Annotated in this window: 18 protein-coding genes and 2 pseudogenes; 15 read left to right on the plus strand and 5 right to left on the minus strand. The window is 37.1% G+C overall.

Features of this window, described 5'->3' with window-relative positions; all coding sequences use genetic code 11:
* Positions 1–291: 291 nt before the first annotated feature.
* Both AB1L08_RS11980 and AB1L08_RS11985 read left to right on the plus strand, forming a co-directional pair.
* Positions 292–681 (plus strand): annotated as a pseudogene (locus AB1L08_RS11980) (LPD25 domain-containing protein); the annotation flags it as partial.
* 209 nt (positions 682–890) lie between these two features.
* Positions 891–1,799 carry a cation diffusion facilitator family transporter gene (locus AB1L08_RS11985; protein WP_413064893.1) on the plus strand — a complete coding sequence of 303 codons (909 nt, stop codon included), beginning with the start codon at positions 891–893 and terminating at the stop codon, positions 1,797–1,799.
* A 66-nt stretch (positions 1,800–1,865) separates the two neighbouring features.
* Here AB1L08_RS11985 and AB1L08_RS11990 read toward each other — a convergent pair.
* Positions 1,866–2,204: pseudogene (locus AB1L08_RS11990) on the minus strand (cation-transporting P-type ATPase); the annotation flags it as partial.
* Positions 2,205–2,701: 497 nt separating this feature from the next.
* Between AB1L08_RS11990 and AB1L08_RS11995 the strand changes: the two are divergent.
* From AB1L08_RS11995 to AB1L08_RS12010, 4 genes are all read left to right on the plus strand, one after another.
* Positions 2,702–3,067, plus strand: coding sequence for an ArsR/SmtB family transcription factor (locus AB1L08_RS11995; RefSeq protein WP_413064894.1), 366 nt, complete (start codon positions 2,702–2,704; stop codon positions 3,065–3,067).
* The gene (locus AB1L08_RS12000) at positions 3,060–5,225 is read left to right on the plus strand and encodes a heavy metal translocating P-type ATPase (RefSeq protein WP_413064895.1); all 2,166 of its coding nucleotides are present in this window, start codon (positions 3,060–3,062) and stop codon (positions 5,223–5,225) included. Before AB1L08_RS11995 ends, AB1L08_RS12000 begins: the two co-directional genes overlap by 8 nt.
* Before the next feature lie 211 nt (positions 5,226–5,436).
* A complete protein-coding gene (gene lpdA, locus AB1L08_RS12005; protein ID WP_413064896.1) occupies positions 5,437–6,858 on the plus strand; it encodes a dihydrolipoyl dehydrogenase in 1,422 nt (473 codons plus the stop codon).
* Positions 6,859–7,077: 219 nt separating this feature from the next.
* Entirely contained in the window at positions 7,078–7,749 is a 672-nt protein-coding gene (locus AB1L08_RS12010; protein ID WP_413064910.1) for a CadD family cadmium resistance transporter, read from the plus strand.
* A gap of 531 nt (positions 7,750–8,280) precedes the next feature.
* Here the strand turns inward: AB1L08_RS12010 and AB1L08_RS12015 are convergent.
* Entirely contained in the window at positions 8,281–8,652 is a 372-nt protein-coding gene (locus tag AB1L08_RS12015; RefSeq protein ID WP_413064897.1) for an ArsR/SmtB family transcription factor, read from the minus strand.
* A 321-nt stretch (positions 8,653–8,973) separates the two neighbouring features.
* Between AB1L08_RS12015 and AB1L08_RS12020 the strand changes: the two genes are divergently transcribed.
* The 5 genes from AB1L08_RS12020 (at position 8,974) to resA (ending at position 11,614) form a co-directional block, all read left to right on the plus strand.
* The gene (locus AB1L08_RS12020) at positions 8,974–9,105 is read left to right on the plus strand and encodes a hypothetical protein (RefSeq protein WP_413064898.1); all 132 of its coding nucleotides are present in this window, start codon (positions 8,974–8,976) and stop codon (positions 9,103–9,105) included.
* A gap of 3 nt (positions 9,106–9,108) precedes the next feature.
* On the plus strand, positions 9,109–9,783 hold the full coding sequence (locus AB1L08_RS12025; protein ID WP_413064899.1) for a DsbA family protein: 675 nt from the start codon (positions 9,109–9,111) through the stop codon (positions 9,781–9,783).
* On the plus strand, positions 9,776–10,225 hold the full coding sequence (locus tag AB1L08_RS12030) for a disulfide oxidoreductase (RefSeq protein ID WP_413064900.1): 450 nt from the start codon (positions 9,776–9,778) through the stop codon (positions 10,223–10,225). Before AB1L08_RS12025 ends, AB1L08_RS12030 begins: the two co-directional genes overlap by 8 nt.
* Positions 10,226–10,349: 124 nt before the next feature.
* Complete coding sequence (locus AB1L08_RS12035; protein ID WP_413064901.1) at positions 10,350–11,057, plus strand: cytochrome c biogenesis CcdA family protein; 708 nt, start codon at positions 10,350–10,352, stop codon at positions 11,055–11,057.
* Positions 11,058–11,083: 26 nt separating this feature from the next.
* On the plus strand, positions 11,084–11,614 hold the full coding sequence (gene resA / locus AB1L08_RS12040; RefSeq protein ID WP_413064902.1) for a thiol-disulfide oxidoreductase ResA: 531 nt from the start codon (positions 11,084–11,086) through the stop codon (positions 11,612–11,614).
* A gap of 351 nt (positions 11,615–11,965) precedes the next feature.
* Here resA and tnpC read toward each other — a convergent pair whose 3' ends face one another.
* From tnpC to AB1L08_RS12055, 3 genes are all read right to left on the minus strand, one after another.
* Positions 11,966–13,528, minus strand: coding sequence for an IS66 family transposase (gene tnpC / locus AB1L08_RS12045; protein ID WP_413064903.1), 1,563 nt, complete (start codon positions 13,526–13,528; stop codon positions 11,966–11,968).
* A 73-nt stretch (positions 13,529–13,601) separates the two neighbouring features.
* Positions 13,602–13,955, minus strand: coding sequence for an IS66 family insertion sequence element accessory protein TnpB (gene tnpB, locus AB1L08_RS12050; RefSeq protein ID WP_413064904.1), 354 nt, complete (start codon positions 13,953–13,955; stop codon positions 13,602–13,604).
* Positions 13,952–14,140, minus strand: a complete 189-nt coding sequence (locus tag AB1L08_RS12055) for a hypothetical protein (RefSeq protein ID WP_413064905.1) — start codon at positions 14,138–14,140, stop codon at positions 13,952–13,954. Before AB1L08_RS12055 ends, tnpB begins: the two co-directional genes overlap by 4 nt.
* A gap of 255 nt (positions 14,141–14,395) precedes the next feature.
* Here AB1L08_RS12055 and AB1L08_RS12060 point away from each other — a divergent pair, with 255 nt between their 5' ends.
* From AB1L08_RS12060 to AB1L08_RS12075, 4 genes are all read left to right on the plus strand, one after another.
* Positions 14,396–14,533 carry a hypothetical protein gene (locus AB1L08_RS12060; RefSeq protein ID WP_413064906.1) on the plus strand — a complete coding sequence of 46 codons (138 nt, stop codon included), beginning with the start codon at positions 14,396–14,398 and terminating at the stop codon, positions 14,531–14,533.
* 235 nt (positions 14,534–14,768) lie between these two features.
* The gene (locus tag AB1L08_RS12065; RefSeq protein WP_413064907.1) at positions 14,769–15,932 is read left to right on the plus strand and encodes a DUF418 domain-containing protein; all 1,164 of its coding nucleotides are present in this window, start codon (positions 14,769–14,771) and stop codon (positions 15,930–15,932) included.
* Positions 15,933–15,965: 33 nt separating this feature from the next.
* Positions 15,966–16,547, plus strand: a complete 582-nt coding sequence (locus tag AB1L08_RS12070; protein ID WP_413064908.1) for an SCO family protein — start codon at positions 15,966–15,968, stop codon at positions 16,545–16,547.
* A gap of 49 nt (positions 16,548–16,596) precedes the next feature.
* A complete protein-coding gene (locus tag AB1L08_RS12075) occupies positions 16,597–16,998 on the plus strand; it encodes a FixH family protein (protein ID WP_413064909.1) in 402 nt (133 codons plus the stop codon).
* Positions 16,999–17,202: the final 204 nt, after the last annotated feature.

Here is a 17,202-nt window from a genome sequence, read left to right on the forward strand (position 1 = left end):
TTCTTGACCTATTTAAAATCTGTAGATGAAAAAGCTTATGAACAATTTATTGGCTATAAAGAAATACATGAAAAAGAAGTGGAGAATAATGAGCCAGATATTCTTTTGATTAAATATGCTCATTTATCGAATACAGAAGAAAGCTATGTTTCGATGAATGAATTAAAGGAATTTGCCTTGGAAAAGGGGCTAGACTTAGGAAATTTTGAAAAAGCAGATTTCCTTCATGCTTTCAATGAGATATTCAAAGAGCAGTATGCCGTTGTAGATTCAAATGCATTGGACCGGCCAAGCATATTGATTCAATGGTCGGAAGCTTCCCATCAATTGAAAGCAAATACTATTTTGCCTTATGCGGAGGGGAATTTAAAGATGGAAAGATTGGAGGAAAATGCCTGTGAGGATGTAGGATATTTTAAAACCCGTTATCATCTCCTGTTTCCAAAAAAACTAGACAATAATGGAAAGGTATCCGTTATTAATATGGATCGGCTTGATATTGGTGATGGGTATTATTTGAATGCCCACCATCAAGTCAGGGAAGAAAAGAATTTGGCCTCGGAACTGTGGGAAGCATTGGAAGATGAAATAATAAATGATTTGTTAAAAACGGGGAAAAAGGAAATTGGAAAATGGATGAATAAGATCAACAAAAGAGTTATGCAGGAAATGGAACGATAGGGGACATTCTTTATTGGGGAGTCCCTCTTTTATTGAGAAGGGAAATACGAGTGTCTAAAAAGGAGATTCTGAAGAGTGCCTGGCAAGAATTAGAACGATGAGAGAGTGGAGTACAAAAGAAAATTGACTTCATTTTCTACGTACCTTTAAATGTTCGCATAACAGTCTAAATAAAGGGTAATATATGAATTTAAAAGGGAGGTATATGATTGGCACACTCTCACGATCATGGCCAACACCAACATGGCACTAACAATAAGAAAGCCTTGGGATGGTCTTTGGTCATAATTTCTATATATATGGTGGCAGAGGTAGTAGGTGGAATATATACAAACAGTCTGGCTTTATTATCCGATGCGGGCCATATGTTCAGCGATGCAGCTGCACTCAGTTTAAGCTACCTTGCTATGAAATTTGGAGAGAAACAAGCCACTTTAACTAAAACTTTTGGATATAAAAGGTTTGAAATTTTGGCCGCATTTTTAAATGGGATTACGTTAGTTGTAATTTCACTTTATATATTCTTTGAGGCTTTTCGAAGGTTTTCAAATCCCCCAGAAATTATTAGTTCTGGAATGCTCATTATTGCAACAATAGGATTGATTGTAAACATCATAGCTGCGCTCATTCTTATGAAAGGTGATAGGAAAGAAAACTTAAATATTCGCAGTGCCTTCCTACATGTCATAGGTGATATGATGGGATCTGTTGGTGCAATAATTGCAGCATTGCTAATAATGTTCTTTGGATGGAGCATTGCAGACCCAATTGCAAGCATCATAGTGGCAATATTGATTATTATTAGCGGATGGCGTGTAACAAAAGACTCTTATCATATTTTAATGGAAGGAGCCCCAACAAACGTTGATGTTCATGAAATTAAGGAGGCATTTTTAGGGATGGATCAGGTGGTGGCAATACATGATTTACATGTATGGTCCATTACATCCGGTTTCCCAGCACTAAGCTGCCACTTAATAGTGGAACCACAAGCCAATCATGATCTAATTCTAAAAGAGGCCAATCAAATACTACAAAATCAATTTAACATCGAACATACTACCATACAGATAGATAAAAAAGATTCAAGTTGTATGGAAAAAATTTTATATCATTAAATATGCATTATAAAGAGCCTTTATATTATATAAAAGGCTCTTTATATGTGGGTTTGATAGTTTAAATTAATTTGCTTCAGCATATTGGCCATCAAGACTTCCTTGGCTCTTTCTCTTCTCTCCAGCCATGATCGTTAAACTAATCAATGTTACCAAAACCGTGGCGCCCATGTCTGATAAAATGGCAATCCATAAAGTGAGCAAGCCTGGTATAGTTAAAAGCAAAGCAATCAATTTTAACCCGAGCGCTAACGTGATATTGAATTTAATGATTTTATTCACTTTCTTACTGATTCTGACGGCAGAAGGCAATTTTCCAAGGTGATCCTGCATCAATACTATGTCTGCCGTTTCAATTGCGCTATCCGTACCTTTTCCCATTGCGATACCTAAATCAGCGGTTGCCTCATTTTTGCCAAAGATGAAGCTTGGTAATCCTTTAATAGTTATTTTTAAAACTCCTTCGTTATGTATGCTTTGGCCAAAGACTTTGTCATTTATTTCCGTATCTACCGGCACCGCTTCCCCCGTATCGTAGCTTCAATAACGGCACTTTTTCCTCATGCAACTATTCCATCTGAAGGAAACTTTTGTTCCGATTTAATAATTACCATTTCACCTTTTGTTAGGGTATTGATCGGTACAACTCTCTCCTATCTTCAATTATTGCAACCTTAGGAAGTATTTCAGTGAATTAAAAGGGTTCATTCCATGTAAGCTATGTTGATTTAACTAATAATAATCCGTTGCAATACGGAGGGCAAATATAAAGCTGATTCTTGGACATTAAAAATATAAATGAATATTTTTTATAATTACATTCAAACATATATTTGACTAATTGTTTTTGTTTGCTTATAATAATATTCAAATAGATATTTGAATGATGTGAGGTGGGAAATTTGCAAATTGATACATGTGAAGTTACGTGTATAGATGAAGAAAAAGTCAAAAGAGTAAAAAATGAACTACTTCAACAAAATCCTTTGGAAGTAGCCAAAATTTTTAAAGCTTTATCAGACGATACCAGGATTAAAATTGTGTATGCTCTCTCATTAGAAGATGAATTGTGTGTATGTGATGTAGCGAATATCGTTGATGCTACAACTGCCACTACATCTCATCATTTAAGATTACTTAAAAATCTTGGATTAGCCAGGTATCGAAAAGAAGGTAAGTTAGTCTACTATTCATTAGATGATGATCACGTAAAACAACTAATAAAGGTTGCATTTGCACACCATAAGGAGGTTGTTAAAATTGTCTGAAGCAAATTCATTAGAGGCTAAAAAAAATGTTTACCGTGTTCAGGGGTTTACCTGTGCAAATTGTGCTGGGAAGTTTGAAAAAAATGTTAAACAACTTCCGGGAGTACAGGATGCAAAAGTAAATTTTGGTGCATCTAAAATTGCTGTTTACGGTAATGCAACAATTGAAGAACTAGAAAAAGCAGGTGCATTTGAGAATCTTAAAGTGGCTCCTGAAAAATCTGCTCGCCAAGTTTCACAAGAGGTGAAAGAAGATACGAAAGAAGATAAAGTGCCGTTTTATAAAAAACATAGTACTCTACTTTATGCTTCCTTATTTATTGCCTTCGGTTATCTTTCTACGTTTGTTAATGGAGAAGAGAACATTGTTACTACCTTATTGTTTTTAGGATCCATGATTATCGGAGGATTATCACTTTTTAAAGTGGGTTTGAAAAACTTAATACGTCTTGAATTTGACATGAAAACCCTTATGACAGTAGCTGTTATAGGTGGGGCTATTATTGGAGAATGGGCAGAAGTAGCGATTGTTGTTATTCTCTTCGCAATCAGTGAGGCACTTGAGCGATTCTCTATGGATAGAGCGAGACAATCAATTCGTTCATTAATGGATATCGCTCCTAAAGAGGCACTCGTTAGACGTAATGGACAAGAAATAATGATTCATGTCGATGATATAGCTGTTGGGGATATTATGATTGTTAAGCCTGGTCAAAAGATTGCGATGGATGGTGTAGTAGTAAGTGGCTACTCTGCGGTCAACCAAGCAGCTATTACAGGTGAATCAGTACCTGTTGAAAAAACGGTTAATGATGAAGTATTTGCTGGAACCTTAAATGAAGAAGGATTGCTTGAGGTAAAAATTACGAAACTTGTAGAAGATACCACAATTTCTAAAATTATTCACCTTGTAGAGGAAGCACAAGGAGAACGCGCTCCATCTCAAGCATTTGTCGATAAATTCGCGAAGTATTATACACCAATCATAATGGTTATTGCGGCGTTAGTTGCTATAGTCCCTCCTTTATTATTTGATGCTAGTTGGGAAACATGGGTTTATCAAGGATTAGCCGTTCTTGTTGTAGGTTGTCCTTGTGCGTTGGTCATATCCACTCCAATCTCTATTGTTTCAGCGATTGGGAATGCTGCGAAAAAAGGGGTCCTTGTAAAAGGCGGAGTGTATTTAGAAGAAATGGGTGCCTTAAAGGCTATAGCATTCGATAAAACAGGTACATTAACAAAAGGGGTTCCAGTTGTAACTGATTTTAACGTTTTGAATCACCAGGTGAATGAAAAAGAATTATTGGCGATTATTACTGCATTAGAGTATCGTTCCCAGCATCCTCTTGCATCTGCAATTATGAAAAAAGCAGAGGAGGAAAATATCTCTTATTTAGATATTATAGTTGATGATTTTTCTTCTATAACAGGGAAGGGCATAAAAGGAATTGTAAACGGGACGACTTATTATATCGGTAGCCCAAACCTTTTTAAGGAATTATTGAATACTCAATTCGATCAACAATTAGAGCAAAATGTTACTACTCTTCAAAATCAAGGTAAAACAGCCATGATTATTGGAACGGAAAAAGAAATTCTTGGAGTTATTGCAGTTGCTGATGAAGTTCGTGAATCAAGTAAGAAAATTATTCAAAAGTTACATCAACTTGGCATTAAAAAGACTATTATGCTTACAGGCGATAACAAAGGTACTGCGAATGCAATAGGCAGTCATGTTGGGGTAACTGATATCCGAGCTAATCTGATGCCTCAGGACAAATTAGACTATATAAAACAATTAAGGTCCGAATACGGAAACGTAGCTATGGTAGGAGATGGTGTCAATGATGCACCTGCATTGGCGGCCTCAACAGTGGGTATTGCAATGGGTGGAGCTGGTACAGATACGGCCTTGGAAACAGCAGACGTCGCTTTAATGGGAGACGACTTGAGAAAACTTCCTTTCACTGTAAAACTTAGTCGAAAGGCTCTAAATATAATTAAAGCTAACATTACTTTTGCAATTGGTATTAAACTTGTTGCTTTACTGTTGGTTATCCCAGGTTGGTTAACGCTCTGGATTGCCATTCTTTCCGATATGGGCGCAACCCTTCTGGTAGCGCTAAATGGTTTGCGACTAATGAGAGTAAAAGAATAAAGGGAAAAGGGCTTTCCAGACAGATGGAAAGCCCTTTTCTAAAATAGTCTTATTAATAGAATAACTTCTAAATATCCAGCCAAATTAAAAATGTAAAGATCGGGTATAAGTAAAACATCAGCTTTTATATTACATATTGGTATCCATAGAAACAAAAACGTTATATATACTTATCTTTTTATTCTTTATAAAATTGAAGGAGGAAACTGAAATGACTGTTGAAGGAAAAAAGGATGTAGATTTGTTAGTTATAGGTGCAGGATCAGGAGGCTATGTAGCTGCCATACGTGCTGCTCAGTTAGGGAAAAAGGTGGTTTTGGTAGATAAAGCAGAATTAGGAGGGGTTTGCCTTAATCGTGGGTGTATACCTTCAAAGGCACTTATTAGTGCTTCTGAACGAGTGAAACATATAAAACATGCCAACTCAATGGGAATAAAGATTTCTGGTGAAGTTGAAGTAGAGATGCCAGAAGTAGTGAAGTGGAAGGACGGTATCGTGAATAAGCTAACGAATGGAGTTCGGACTTTACTGAAAGGCAATGGAGTAGAAGTCATTAGTGGGGAAGCATATCTCACTGAACCCTCTGTTGCCAAAATCAAAATTGGTAACGAAGAACGATTCTTTTCATACAAAGACTTAATCCTTGCGATAGGATCTTTACCAACTGAGTTAAAAAGTATGCCATTTGATAGAAAAAGAATCATCTCTTCAACTGAGGCATTGATGCTTCAAGAAGTGCCAAAACATTTAGTTGTAGTAGGTGGTGGTTATATCGGTTTGGAGTTGGGAACTGCTTATGCTAAATTTGGAGCCAAAGTAACAATTCTTGAGGGATCAGATACTATTCTTCCAGGTACGGACCCTATGCTTACAAATGTAGTAAAACGTCATTTAAAGAAACTTGGAATCACAGTTATAACGAATGCTTTAGTCCAAGGCGGAGAAAATACAGGCGATGAAATAAACGTTCAAGTTCAGGTAAATGGAAAAGAAAAGATAGTTAAAGGGGATTATTGCTTAGTTTCTATTGGAAGAAATCCGAACACAGGGAAGATTGGATTGGAAAATATCGGAGTTGAATTAGACCAACGCGGTTTTATTAAGATAAATGATAAATGTCAAACAAATGTTGAACATGTATATGCGATCGGGGATTGTGCTGGTGGTTACCTCCTTGCTCATAAAGCTAGTTATGAAGGTAAGATAGCTGCAGAGGTAATAAGTGGGCTAAAAAGTGTGATTGATTTTCAGGCAATGCCTTTTGTTATTTTCAGCGATCCGGAAGTAGCTTATACAGGTTTAACGGAGAAGGAAGCAAAGGAAGAAGGATATGAAACAGTTTCTAGTCGTTTTCCATTCCAAGCTAACGGCAGAGCTTTATCTGTGTCTGATGCAGATGGCTTTGTACAGGTAGTAGTTGAAAAGAATACAAACAGGGTATTAGGCGTTCAAATGGTAGGACCAGAAGTATCGTCGCTCATAGCTGAAGGAGTTTTTGCGATTGAGTCTGGTGCAACAGCAGAAGATCTAAGTCTTACAATCCATGCTCATCCAACTTTACCTGAGCCACTAATGGAAGCTTCTGAAGGTGTTATGGGATTAGCCATTCACATGATGAATAAAAAACAATAGTGTATAGGTTAACCTGCATTTTTTATAAATGCAGGTTGGATTTTTTAGAGTGGAGTCATGGAAGTATTGTTTTACGTTTTAACTACTGCTTTTGCTAATGTCTTAGGCTTCCTTAAAAAAAATGTTCAAGTAAGGGCTTAAATAGCTATGGCTTTGAGCATAGCAATATAATATTCAAATATACGTATTAACGTTTTAGTGTAAATGATAATGGAGTTGATAGAATTGGCTTTGACTTTTATTTCCGCAATTGGTGCATTTATAGTAACCAATATTGATGACATTTTTGTTTTAATGCTTTTGTTCTCTCAAGCAAAAATGCAGGCTAAAGCAAGTGATGATAGAAAGATTAACATAAAGACAAAGAATAACCTTATCTATCCTAGAGATATTGTCATTGGACAGTATTTAGGCTTTGCCTTGTTAGTTTTAATCAGTCTTTTAGGGACTTTCGGGGTTATGTTAATTCCAGAAAAATGGGTTGGTTTCCTTGGATTTATTCCTATTTTTTTAGGAATTAGGTTGTTTATAAAAGGTGAAGATGAAGATGAAGGTGCTATTCTTTCTAGCTTGAATTCAGGTAGATTTAATAAGTTGTATATAAGTATAGCCTTTATTACTTTTGCCAATGGCGGAGATAACATCGGAATTTACGTTCCGTTCTTTTCCACTTTAAACACGACTCAACTGGTTATTACAGTTATTACCTTCTTTATCTTGGTTGTGGTTTGGTGTTTAATTGGTTATCGATTAGCAAGATTCAGACATGTTTCTGAAACGCTTGAAAAATACGGAAGATGGATTATCCCAATTGTGTTCATAGGGTTAGGAATCTATATCCTTATAGAGAACGAAACTTTTGGTGCACTCTTATATTTATTTAATTTATAATGAAAACTTTTAAGTCTTTCTAGGTACTACAGAAAGACCTTTTTTTAATTTAAAAAATCTATAAATTTGAGTAATAACTCTTTCAGATCTCGATACATTCATTGTGCAAAAACACTTAGAACTTCTTTTGACTTTTGCAAGATCAAATTTCGCGTTCAAATATAGAAAGGTCATACAGATGTAAAAGAAAATATTAGAAAAGATCTCAAATATGAGTTGTGTATGATTTGGTTCAATTTTACTTTTATATTGGACATTATTTTCGTACTGGCAATGTCTACAAACTTAAAAAAGGAAGAAGAGGAATTCCAAAAAGCAAATATAGTAGGAATTTTACTATAGTAGACAAAGGTAGCATAAATACTGAAGAAAAGCCGACTCTTCCATATGGTGTGAAGTCGGCTTTCTTTATCCTCAAATTGGTTTGCGCACAGAATACGCGTTTTTTGCTCTGGATCCCATATAGGTCTTTAAAAATTTATTTTTAATTAAAAAGCATGTTGTTCACAGGAAAAGTTTGAGAGTCAGAGTTTACTTCTCTTCCTGATAATGTATAAGAGCAATATTAACAATCTGGTGAACATGTTCATCCAGCAGCGAATAAAAAACTAATTTTCCCTCTTTGCGATATTTGGCAAGTCCCATATTACGCAGATAGCGTAAATGATGTGAAGCCGTTGCGGTAGTTGAACCGATGATTTCAGCAACATCACATACACATAATTCGTCTTCCATGGTTAGAGCATATGCAACTTTTAAACGCGTGGCATCGGCCAGGGCTTTAAATAGTAGTTCCACCCCGTTTACTTCATTTATCCTTTTTTGTACTCGAGATACCACTTCTTGATTATAACAACTTGTTTCGCACGTATCAGATACATTATTCAACGTTTTTTCAACCACTTAATCCACCTCATTCAAATGTGCATTTGATTATATTGTATGATTCATTCAAACAATTGTCAATTCCAATATTCAAATGACTGTTTAAATGTTATTGCTATGTTGTTACAATTAATCAGAGATTAATATGATAATAGTTATCTTTAGCAAAATAAAAGGAAATAATGTTTGTGTTCGGCATCAAGGTTGTTTTAAATCAATACAGTTTCAAGACGATTCCTCTTTAAAATATATAGAACATTATTTTGGCAACCGGATTTCAATCGGATTATAACTGGGCCGAAATAAAAGGAGTTCTTGACCAGCAAAGCGGGATACTTCATGAAAAGGAGAAATAAAGATACCCGGTCTGTATTTTTTAGGTCTGCCCTGGCAGTCTTGCTAGGTGTTGACAAAGATGCTCAGTATTTATCAGAAAAAGAGATTAAGAATTTTATGGAATGGAGTGAATGATTTATGAATAGCAAGAAAATGGTTATGTTAACTTTAGTTTTTATCGCAGCTATTGTTGCAATTGTTTTTCTATTAAATAAAGGAGATCAAAGTAATCAAAGCGATACGAAAGGACCACACCCACCTACTGAACAGCAGCCTACATTGGGGAACGCAGATGCGGCTGTCTCAATTGTAGAATTTGGTGATTACAAATGTCCTTCTTGTAAAGCTTGGGGTGAAAAAATATTTCCACAGTTAGAAGAAGAGTTTATTAAGACAGGTAAAGTGAAATTCTCCTATATCAATGTTTTATTTCACGGAAATGAATCGACTCTTGCTGCATTGGCTTCCGAATCAGTTTATAAACAAGATCCTGAATCATTTTGGGCATTTCACAATGCTATTTTTGCTGCACAGCCTGCCAGTCAAAATCATGATGACCAATGGGTAACACCTGAAAAATTGGTGGAACTTGCCAAAGATAATGTGCCTAACATTGATCTAAAACAGTTAGAAGAAGATATTACTAAAGAAGGTACGATGGAGGAAGTTAAAAAAGATGATGATTTTGTAAAAGAATTTGAAGTTGCATTTACCCCGACAATCATTATTAACGGGGTTATGTTGGAGGATCCATTTGACTATGAGGCAATTGTATCCTTAATAGAAAAGGAATTGGAAAAGAAAAATGAATAAATCTAGTAAATTAGCCCCTCATACTGAAGGTTATATTCTTTACACTGCTTGGTTGGTTTCTGTTATTGCGACCTTGGGAAGTCTGTATTTCAGTGAAATAAAAGGGTTCATTCCGTGTGAGCTCTGTTGGTTTCAAAGGATTTTCATGTATCCTTTAGCATTTATTCTAGGAATTGCAGCTTTTGACAATGATAAAAAGCTAAAAAAATATGTATTATTCTTGTCCGTTATTGGAGGTTTTATTTCTTTATATCATTACTTGGTGCAAAAGGTTCCTGGATTTGCAAGTATTAAGCCCTGCGTACAGGGTGTGCCTTGTAATGTGCAGTATATTAATTGGTTTGGATTTGTGACGATTCCGTTCTTGGCTTTAACGGCTTTTATCATCATTAGCGTGTTAATGATTGTATTGTATAAGCCTTGGAGAAAAAGTAGTAATTAATTTGGCGTTGATACTAAGGAATGAACAGTGCGGGTTTTTATTTCTTATTGAGGATTTCCTCCACTTTCATTCTCTCTAATTTTTTACAGCAACCAGAAAAAGGCTAAAGAAAGGTTGTGGCAAATTGGAACAAATTAATCTGTTTCTGGCCTTTGGTGCAGGTCTTTTATCATTTATATCACCTTGTGCGCTTCCTCTATATCCAGCTTTTCTTTCCTATATTACAGGCATGACAATCAATGAGCTTAAAGATGGCCAGGGGATTATAAGAAAAAAAGCGTTTATTCATACAATCCTTTTTTTAATAGGATTTTCCATTATCTTTTTGGCCCTTGGTTTATCAACATCTTTCATAGGGTCCTTTTTTGCGAAATACCAAGATCTTTTAAGGCAGTTGGGCGCCGTATTGATGGTGTTTTTTGGGCTGGTTCTTGCCGGTGTGCTGCGATTCGATTTTTTGCTTTCGGATAAAAAAGTTCAGTTTCGAAACCGTCCTTCCGGCTATTTAGGATCGATATTAATCGGGATAGGGTTTGCTGCTGGATGGACCCCCTGTACAGGACCAATCTTGGCAGGAGTGATTGCCCTTGGTATAGCTAATCCGGGTATGGGGCTTGTTTATATGGGGTTTTATGTGTTGGGCTTTTCTATTCCATTTTTAATCATGACATTCTTTCTTGATAAGATGACATTTTTAAAAAAGCATGGCCAACGATTTATGGTTTTTGGCGGCGCACTCATGATTTTAATGGGAGTATTACTTTATTTTGATTGGATGACTATTATTATTTCTTTGTTGATTCCCATATTTGGCGGATTCACTGGATTTTAGGAATTACTTTAACGGAGGAAGAAAAATTGAAGAAGAAAAAAAGATTTATCATGCGTTCCATTATTTTAGGAATATTGGTGGCTGCTGTAGCTTACACGCTTTATGCAAATTTCACAAAGGATAAATGGGAGAAGCTGGCGATTGGCGATAAAGCCCCTGATTTTGTTCTAACTGATTTGGAGGGAAATCAACGTAAACTATCAGACTACAAAGGAAAAGGTGTGTTTTTAAACTTCTGGGGAACTTGGTGCAAACCGTGTGAAAAAGAAATGCCAGCCATGAATAGACAGTATAAAGTATTTAAAGACCAAGGTGTTGAGATATTAGCTGTTAATGTTGGGGAACCTGAATTTCTTATTAAAAAGTTTGTTGACAAACATGATTTGGTTTTCCCTATTCCTAAAGACACAAACAAAGATGTAATGAATATGTATCAAATTAATAAATTGCCGGCGACATATCTGATTAATCCCGATGGGGTTATTACTGCGTACGAAGAAGGTGAACTAACCGAAGCAAAAATAAAAGGAATGATGGAGAGTATTAAACCTCAATAAGTAGTTTGAAGATGTTCGCTTAAATAATTATTAGTTGACAAAGAAGCTGCATGATAAGAATGATTGTTACAACCGTTAATTAGATATAACCATTTTCTTTATGGAAGACAAGCGTTTACCATGGAGGTCTTAACCACTTTCCTGAGTTGGGATTATGCTTTGAGGCCTCTCTCTCGTACATTTTGAGAGAGGCCACAACTATAAACTTAAAGGGGAAGCTTATGTATAAAACGAAAAACAGGTTATTAAGTGTACTGTAAGCCCGAATTATAAATAAAATAAGCGCACCTTTTCGGTACGCATGTCAAACAGCCGCCTATTCTTGTATTTTTTCAAAATAGACGGCTATTACTATAGTTTGGCACAAGTGGCCTGAATATTTTTTGACCAGGGCAAGTATTGATCGAGAATCTCAGAATTCTGGTGAATGCCCAACATAGGTAAGTCCGTCAATAGTTTCTTGACATACTCATAGAAATCGATGCCGTTGGACTTGGCCGTTTCAGCGAGGCTCAGGCAAATTGCATTCGCTTGTGCACCGGCTTCACTGACGGAAAACATCCAATTTTTTCGCCCAATCACATTGGGACGAATCGCATTTTCAGCCGGATTATTATCGATTTCTATGCGGCCATCATATAAAAAGGCGCGGAGACCTTCGGTTCTGCTAAGTGTGTAGTCCGCTGCTTTCGCCAAGGCGCTTTTCCCAAAGAACGGAGACGTGTCAATCCATTGGAAGAATGCTTCCACAATGGGCTTTGAATATTTCAAACGTTTTTTACGCCGTTTTCCTGGAGAAAGGTGCTTGAACTTTCGCTCCAGCCGGTACAATTGATCGCAATATTCTACGCCAATCCGGCCGTTTTGACTGTTGGCTTTTAGCCAATACCGGCGCACATGCGCCCAACAGTTTGCGAATGTCACATCGGGCAGATTGCCGTAAGCAGAATACCCATCACACACAATGGTCCCTTTATATCCATCCGTAAAGCTTTCAAGGACAGACCTGCTGCGCGAAAGAGCGCTTTGAAAAAGGATCATGACAGGGCCCTGGCTTGGCACGGTGCGGTAGACCCAATTGTAGGCATTCGTCTGGCCGGACTTTCCGTCCGATCGGTAAATCACTTTCGCATAGGTTTCATCCACATGCAAGACGGATTTGTTCAACATAAGTGCTTTCATCCGGTCATACACCGGCAACAGCCAATCATGGGCCGCCCGGATCACCCAGTTGGACAGGTTTTTATCATTGGTTTCCAGCCCATAACGGATCCACTCGTTTACCTGCCGGTAAAGAGGCACGTACTGAACGAATTTGTCATGCAATACTTTCGCCAGAACACTGGCACTGGCGAGACTGCGCTGAATAGCGGGCTGAGGGGCACGCCCCCGTTTTACTTGCGAGGGCAAAGAGACATCCTGTTTACACGCCTTGCATTCATAGGCATGTTCGATGTGCTGCACCTTCACCATTTTGGCCGGGATAAACTTTGCCTCCTCACGGACAATGGTGCTGCCGATTTCCGTCATGGCGTGCTGGCAACACTCACAGGTTGTGTTATCCGGGTGGTGATGGACGCATTCCACCTCCACATGATCACGCAGGGAATCGTTTCGCTTCTTATTGGATGCTTTTCGGACAACAGTGTACGATACAGTCTGTTGGCTTTGTTCTTCTGTGTGCTCAGAATCGGGAAAAGGGGAATCATCCTCATCAAACAGGGATCCTTGCCCATCGGGCGCATTGTATCTAGATCTTTCCGTTTTCGATCCATAAAGAAGCTTGGTTAAGTGCTGAATTTGATGGGTGAGCGATTCGATTTGCTTGGTAAGTTCTTGATTTTGTTGATTTGCAATAGCTAATTGTTCTTCTAGTAATCGGATGATTTTTTCGGATTGCTGATCGCTTGCCACATCATTCACCACTTTCCGTTCAGTTTCGTTCCTTCCATTATAAAGGGTTCGAAGACCAGGTGAAAGATTAATTTTAAAATGCGCCTTGTGGCGAAGGTTGAATCGCTCTCGGCTGTTGAATGGATAGTCCTTCGAGCAACCAGCGAAGCTCCTGCTGAGTTAAGTTCTTTACTTCCTGCTCGTTTCTTGGCCATTGTAGCTTTCCACTGTCAAGGCGTTTATACAACATGGCAAAGCCATCTCCGTCAAAATACAAACATTTATACCGGTCTTTTTTCCAGCCGGCAAACAGAAAGATGGAATCGCTGTACGGATCAAGTTCAAAAGAGTCCTGGATCAGCGTAGCCAGACCGTCAATTCCTTTTCGCATATCGGTTTTCCCGCAAATGATATAGATGTTTTGGACAGAGGTATAATCCTGTCTCATTGCTGGATCAACTCCCTCATGATCGTTTGGATGATGCGCTCCTCTACGCCGTTCTGGAAGGTGATTTCGGCATTTGCCAGTTTGATGGTACAAAGTCCGCTGGAATTTGAAGAATCGTTTGGCAGGCTCGTGTTTTGTATGGGATGCAATGTTACGGGGACGATGGTTAATGGTTTTTTCGGCATTAAGAAAGCACCTCCTTTGGTTGATACATTGATCATACTAGGAGATGCTCCGTCATAATATGCGTTGTTTGATTGGGGGCTTACAGTGTACTTATTATATTCATAGGTATTATCTTTATTAGCAGCTTTTTCATTCCTAAAGAAACAAAACCGTCACCTAGTACAAGAGTTATTCTTGAGAATACTTATAAAACTTATATTGCTCCCATATGTTTTCAACAATCAAATGCTACAAATTGGATTGAGGAAGCTACGTTGGAAAAAGCAAAAGAATTAAACTATAAACCTCATTCCTCATGTACAGAGAATGCTTTAAAAGCTGAAAAGGATCGACTTATTACAAGCATACTTAAAGAGGTAGGAATTTTAGAATACAAATGGCGAAATTGGTAACTTGAGTTGCACTAATTGACATTAAGTCAATCTCGGAAATGATCAGCTATGGAATTCTAAAATTTTGGCACATTATCTTTGTTGCCTTAACATAGATAAACGTTACTGATTACTGGATAAAATTACTATCTGTTATCTTCGTGAAATTCGATTAGTAATTGGAACATAAAAGTAATTTGATCGTATACTGGCACACCATAAAAGTAATTTCCCTAGTAAATACAGGAGGAAAAATATGAAACAACTGACAGAATTGACCCTAAACGATCGGTTACAATCTCTGCATGTACTAATGGGATTTTCATTATTAGGGATTCTACTTGTAAACTTGATCAGCTTCCATTCACCATCTAGTTATTATAATCCATATGAGTGGTGGCAATATGGTGACTTAAGCATTTATGCTTGGCTAGATGTGTTAGTTCAAGGCAGCTTTTATCCTATCATTGCGATGATTTTTGGATACAGTCTGGTAGTGCTGATGGAGCAGACGACAACTGAGGGACTTCCGTTTTATAAGATTAGTATAAAAAAACTCACAGTACTCTTTATCATCGGAAGTATTCATGCCTTTCTAATATGGTATGGAGATATTCTGATTATCTATGCTTTATTGGGTTTTTTACTGCTGTTCTTTTTAAGGCTGCCTGGTCGAATGCTTATGGGCATCGGGGTCGGACTATATCTTTTGCCTCAATTAATCATTTGCAGCTTCATTTTGTTAATGACCCTTTTTAATACGGTTTCCTTGAGTGATTTCACAAATCTTGTAGGCTTACAACAATCAGCTGAAATTTATGCAAATGGAACATTTTTTAATATTACGGGGCAACGGTTTTTAGATTGGGTTACCCATAATAGTTCAGAAGGTTTATTACTTAATCTTTTGGTGACCTTCCCTATGATGATGATTGGAGCCGGGGCTGCAAAATTATATTGGCTCCAAACAGCACATAAACAAAAGAAAAAATGGCTGATTATTTTACTAGTTGCTCTGCCTCTTGGGGTGGGAGGCAAACTTTTTCCGTTCTTCACCCAATTAACCATGAACTTTCAATATATACAAGATGCCATCGGTGGTCCTTTTTTAGGGATTGCATATGTAGCTGCTATCGTACTGATTATGACAAATAAATCAATGGAGAAACTGCTTAAACCGTTTGCGTCTGTTGGAAGGATGCCCATTATTATTTACTTATCTCAATCGGTTATTGGAACTTTAATCTTTTATAGCTACGGTCTAGGTTTATATGGTCAGGTATCAATGGCGACTAGTACATGGCTAGCCATTTCAATATTTACAATCCAATTGGTATGTGCTGAAATTTGGTTTTCATTTTCACGCTACACCACAAAAAAGGAAAACATAAATCTATATAAAGAAAAAAGGCTTGCATGAAACCAATTTTATGTTATCAAAGGAGTTTGAATGATGAAGAGATTTTTACCATTAATTTTTATATCGGTATTTCTTATATTGCTCAGCGCTTGTTCTTCCATCCCAAAAGAAGGTCACCCTATAAAGGACTTTACATTTACTAATCAGGACGGCGAAAAATTTGGGCTTGAGGATCTAATAGGAAAAGTTTGGGTAGCTGACTTTGTTTTTACAAACTGTACAACGGTTTGTCCCCCAATGTCATCGAACAAAAGTCAACTTCAGCAAATGGTGAAAGATGAGGGATTAAAAGACGTTCATTTTGTTTCTTTTAGTGTAGATCCGAAATTTGATACGCCAGATGTATTAAAGAAGTTTTACGGTGAAGGATTTAATGTTGATTTTTCTACCTGGCACTCCTTAACTGGTTATTCTCAGCAAGAAATTGAGGAGTTTGCTCTGGAAAACTTTAAAACACATGTAAAAAAACCACGGGACGATGATCAAGTTATTCATGGGGTTGACTTTTATCTTGTTAATAAAAGAGGAGAGGTAATTAAAGACTATCCAGGTAATTCTGATGTACCGTTAGACCAAATGTTGAAGGATATCAAAGATGCATTGAAGCAAAAATAAGCGAATATCATTGAAAACCATTTGGAGAAATATGGGGAGGCTTAAGTTTATGCGAAAAATATTATGGATAACTGGCCTAACGTTACTCATACTACTTTCTGCGTGTAGCAGTGAAAATCAAAATAAAAAAGATGCTGAGGAAAATGAGGTACCGGAAATACTCGAAGTTCAGCTGGAGGTTCCTGAGGGTATTAAAGCAAAGGAAACTTTGAAAATGTCAGCAACTGTTACACAAGGCGACGATTCCGTTGCCGACGCAGACGAAGTGAAATATGAAATATGGGAAAATGGAAAAAAAGATGAAAGTATTATGGTGGAGGCAAATAATAATAAAGATGGGACCTATGATGCGGAAACAGTAATTGACAAAGAAGGAGAATATATTGTGCAGGTCCATGTTACGGCTCGAGGAATGCACAATATGCCTAAAAAAACGGTAAAAGTCAAGTAGTACTAAAAGCTAATATTATTTACTCCCGCTAGATATGAACTCCTATGTTTTAAAAATATCGTATAGTTTTTTAGTATGAGTCCTTTTAAACGAGGACTCATTTTTTATGAAGGAGAAGTTGCTAATAAGGGTCTACTGAATAACAAAAAAATGTTGTTTTAACAAGGTTTTTTACCTTTTTTGTCGAAGTTATATGCAAGGGTA

This window comes from Siminovitchia jepli (genome assembly GCF_047228825.1).
GTDB lineage: Bacteria > Bacillota > Bacilli > Bacillales > Bacillaceae_C > Siminovitchia.

Coding starts and splice junctions, on each gene's coding strand:
- AB1L08_RS12055 (WP_413064905.1), bottom strand. CDS start 14,140: ATGCCGAAAAAACCATTAACCATCGTCCCCGTAACATTGCATCCCATA.
- AB1L08_RS12075 (WP_413064909.1), top strand. CDS start 16,597: ATGCGAAAAATATTATGGATAACTGGCCTAACGTTACTCATACTACTT.
- AB1L08_RS12030 (WP_413064900.1), top strand. CDS start 9,776: ATGAATAAATCTAGTAAATTAGCCCCTCATACTGAAGGTTATATTCTT.
- AB1L08_RS12065 (WP_413064907.1), top strand. CDS start 14,769: ATGAAACAACTGACAGAATTGACCCTAAACGATCGGTTACAATCTCTG.
- AB1L08_RS12020 (WP_413064898.1), top strand. CDS start 8,974: ATGAAAAGGAGAAATAAAGATACCCGGTCTGTATTTTTTAGGTCTGCC.
- AB1L08_RS12070 (WP_413064908.1), top strand. CDS start 15,966: ATGAAGAGATTTTTACCATTAATTTTTATATCGGTATTTCTTATATTG.
- tnpB (WP_413064904.1), bottom strand. CDS start 13,955: ATGAGACAGGATTATACCTCTGTCCAAAACATCTATATCATTTGCGGG.
- lpdA (WP_413064896.1), top strand. CDS start 5,437: ATGACTGTTGAAGGAAAAAAGGATGTAGATTTGTTAGTTATAGGTGCA.
- AB1L08_RS12025 (WP_413064899.1), top strand. CDS start 9,109: ATGAATAGCAAGAAAATGGTTATGTTAACTTTAGTTTTTATCGCAGCT.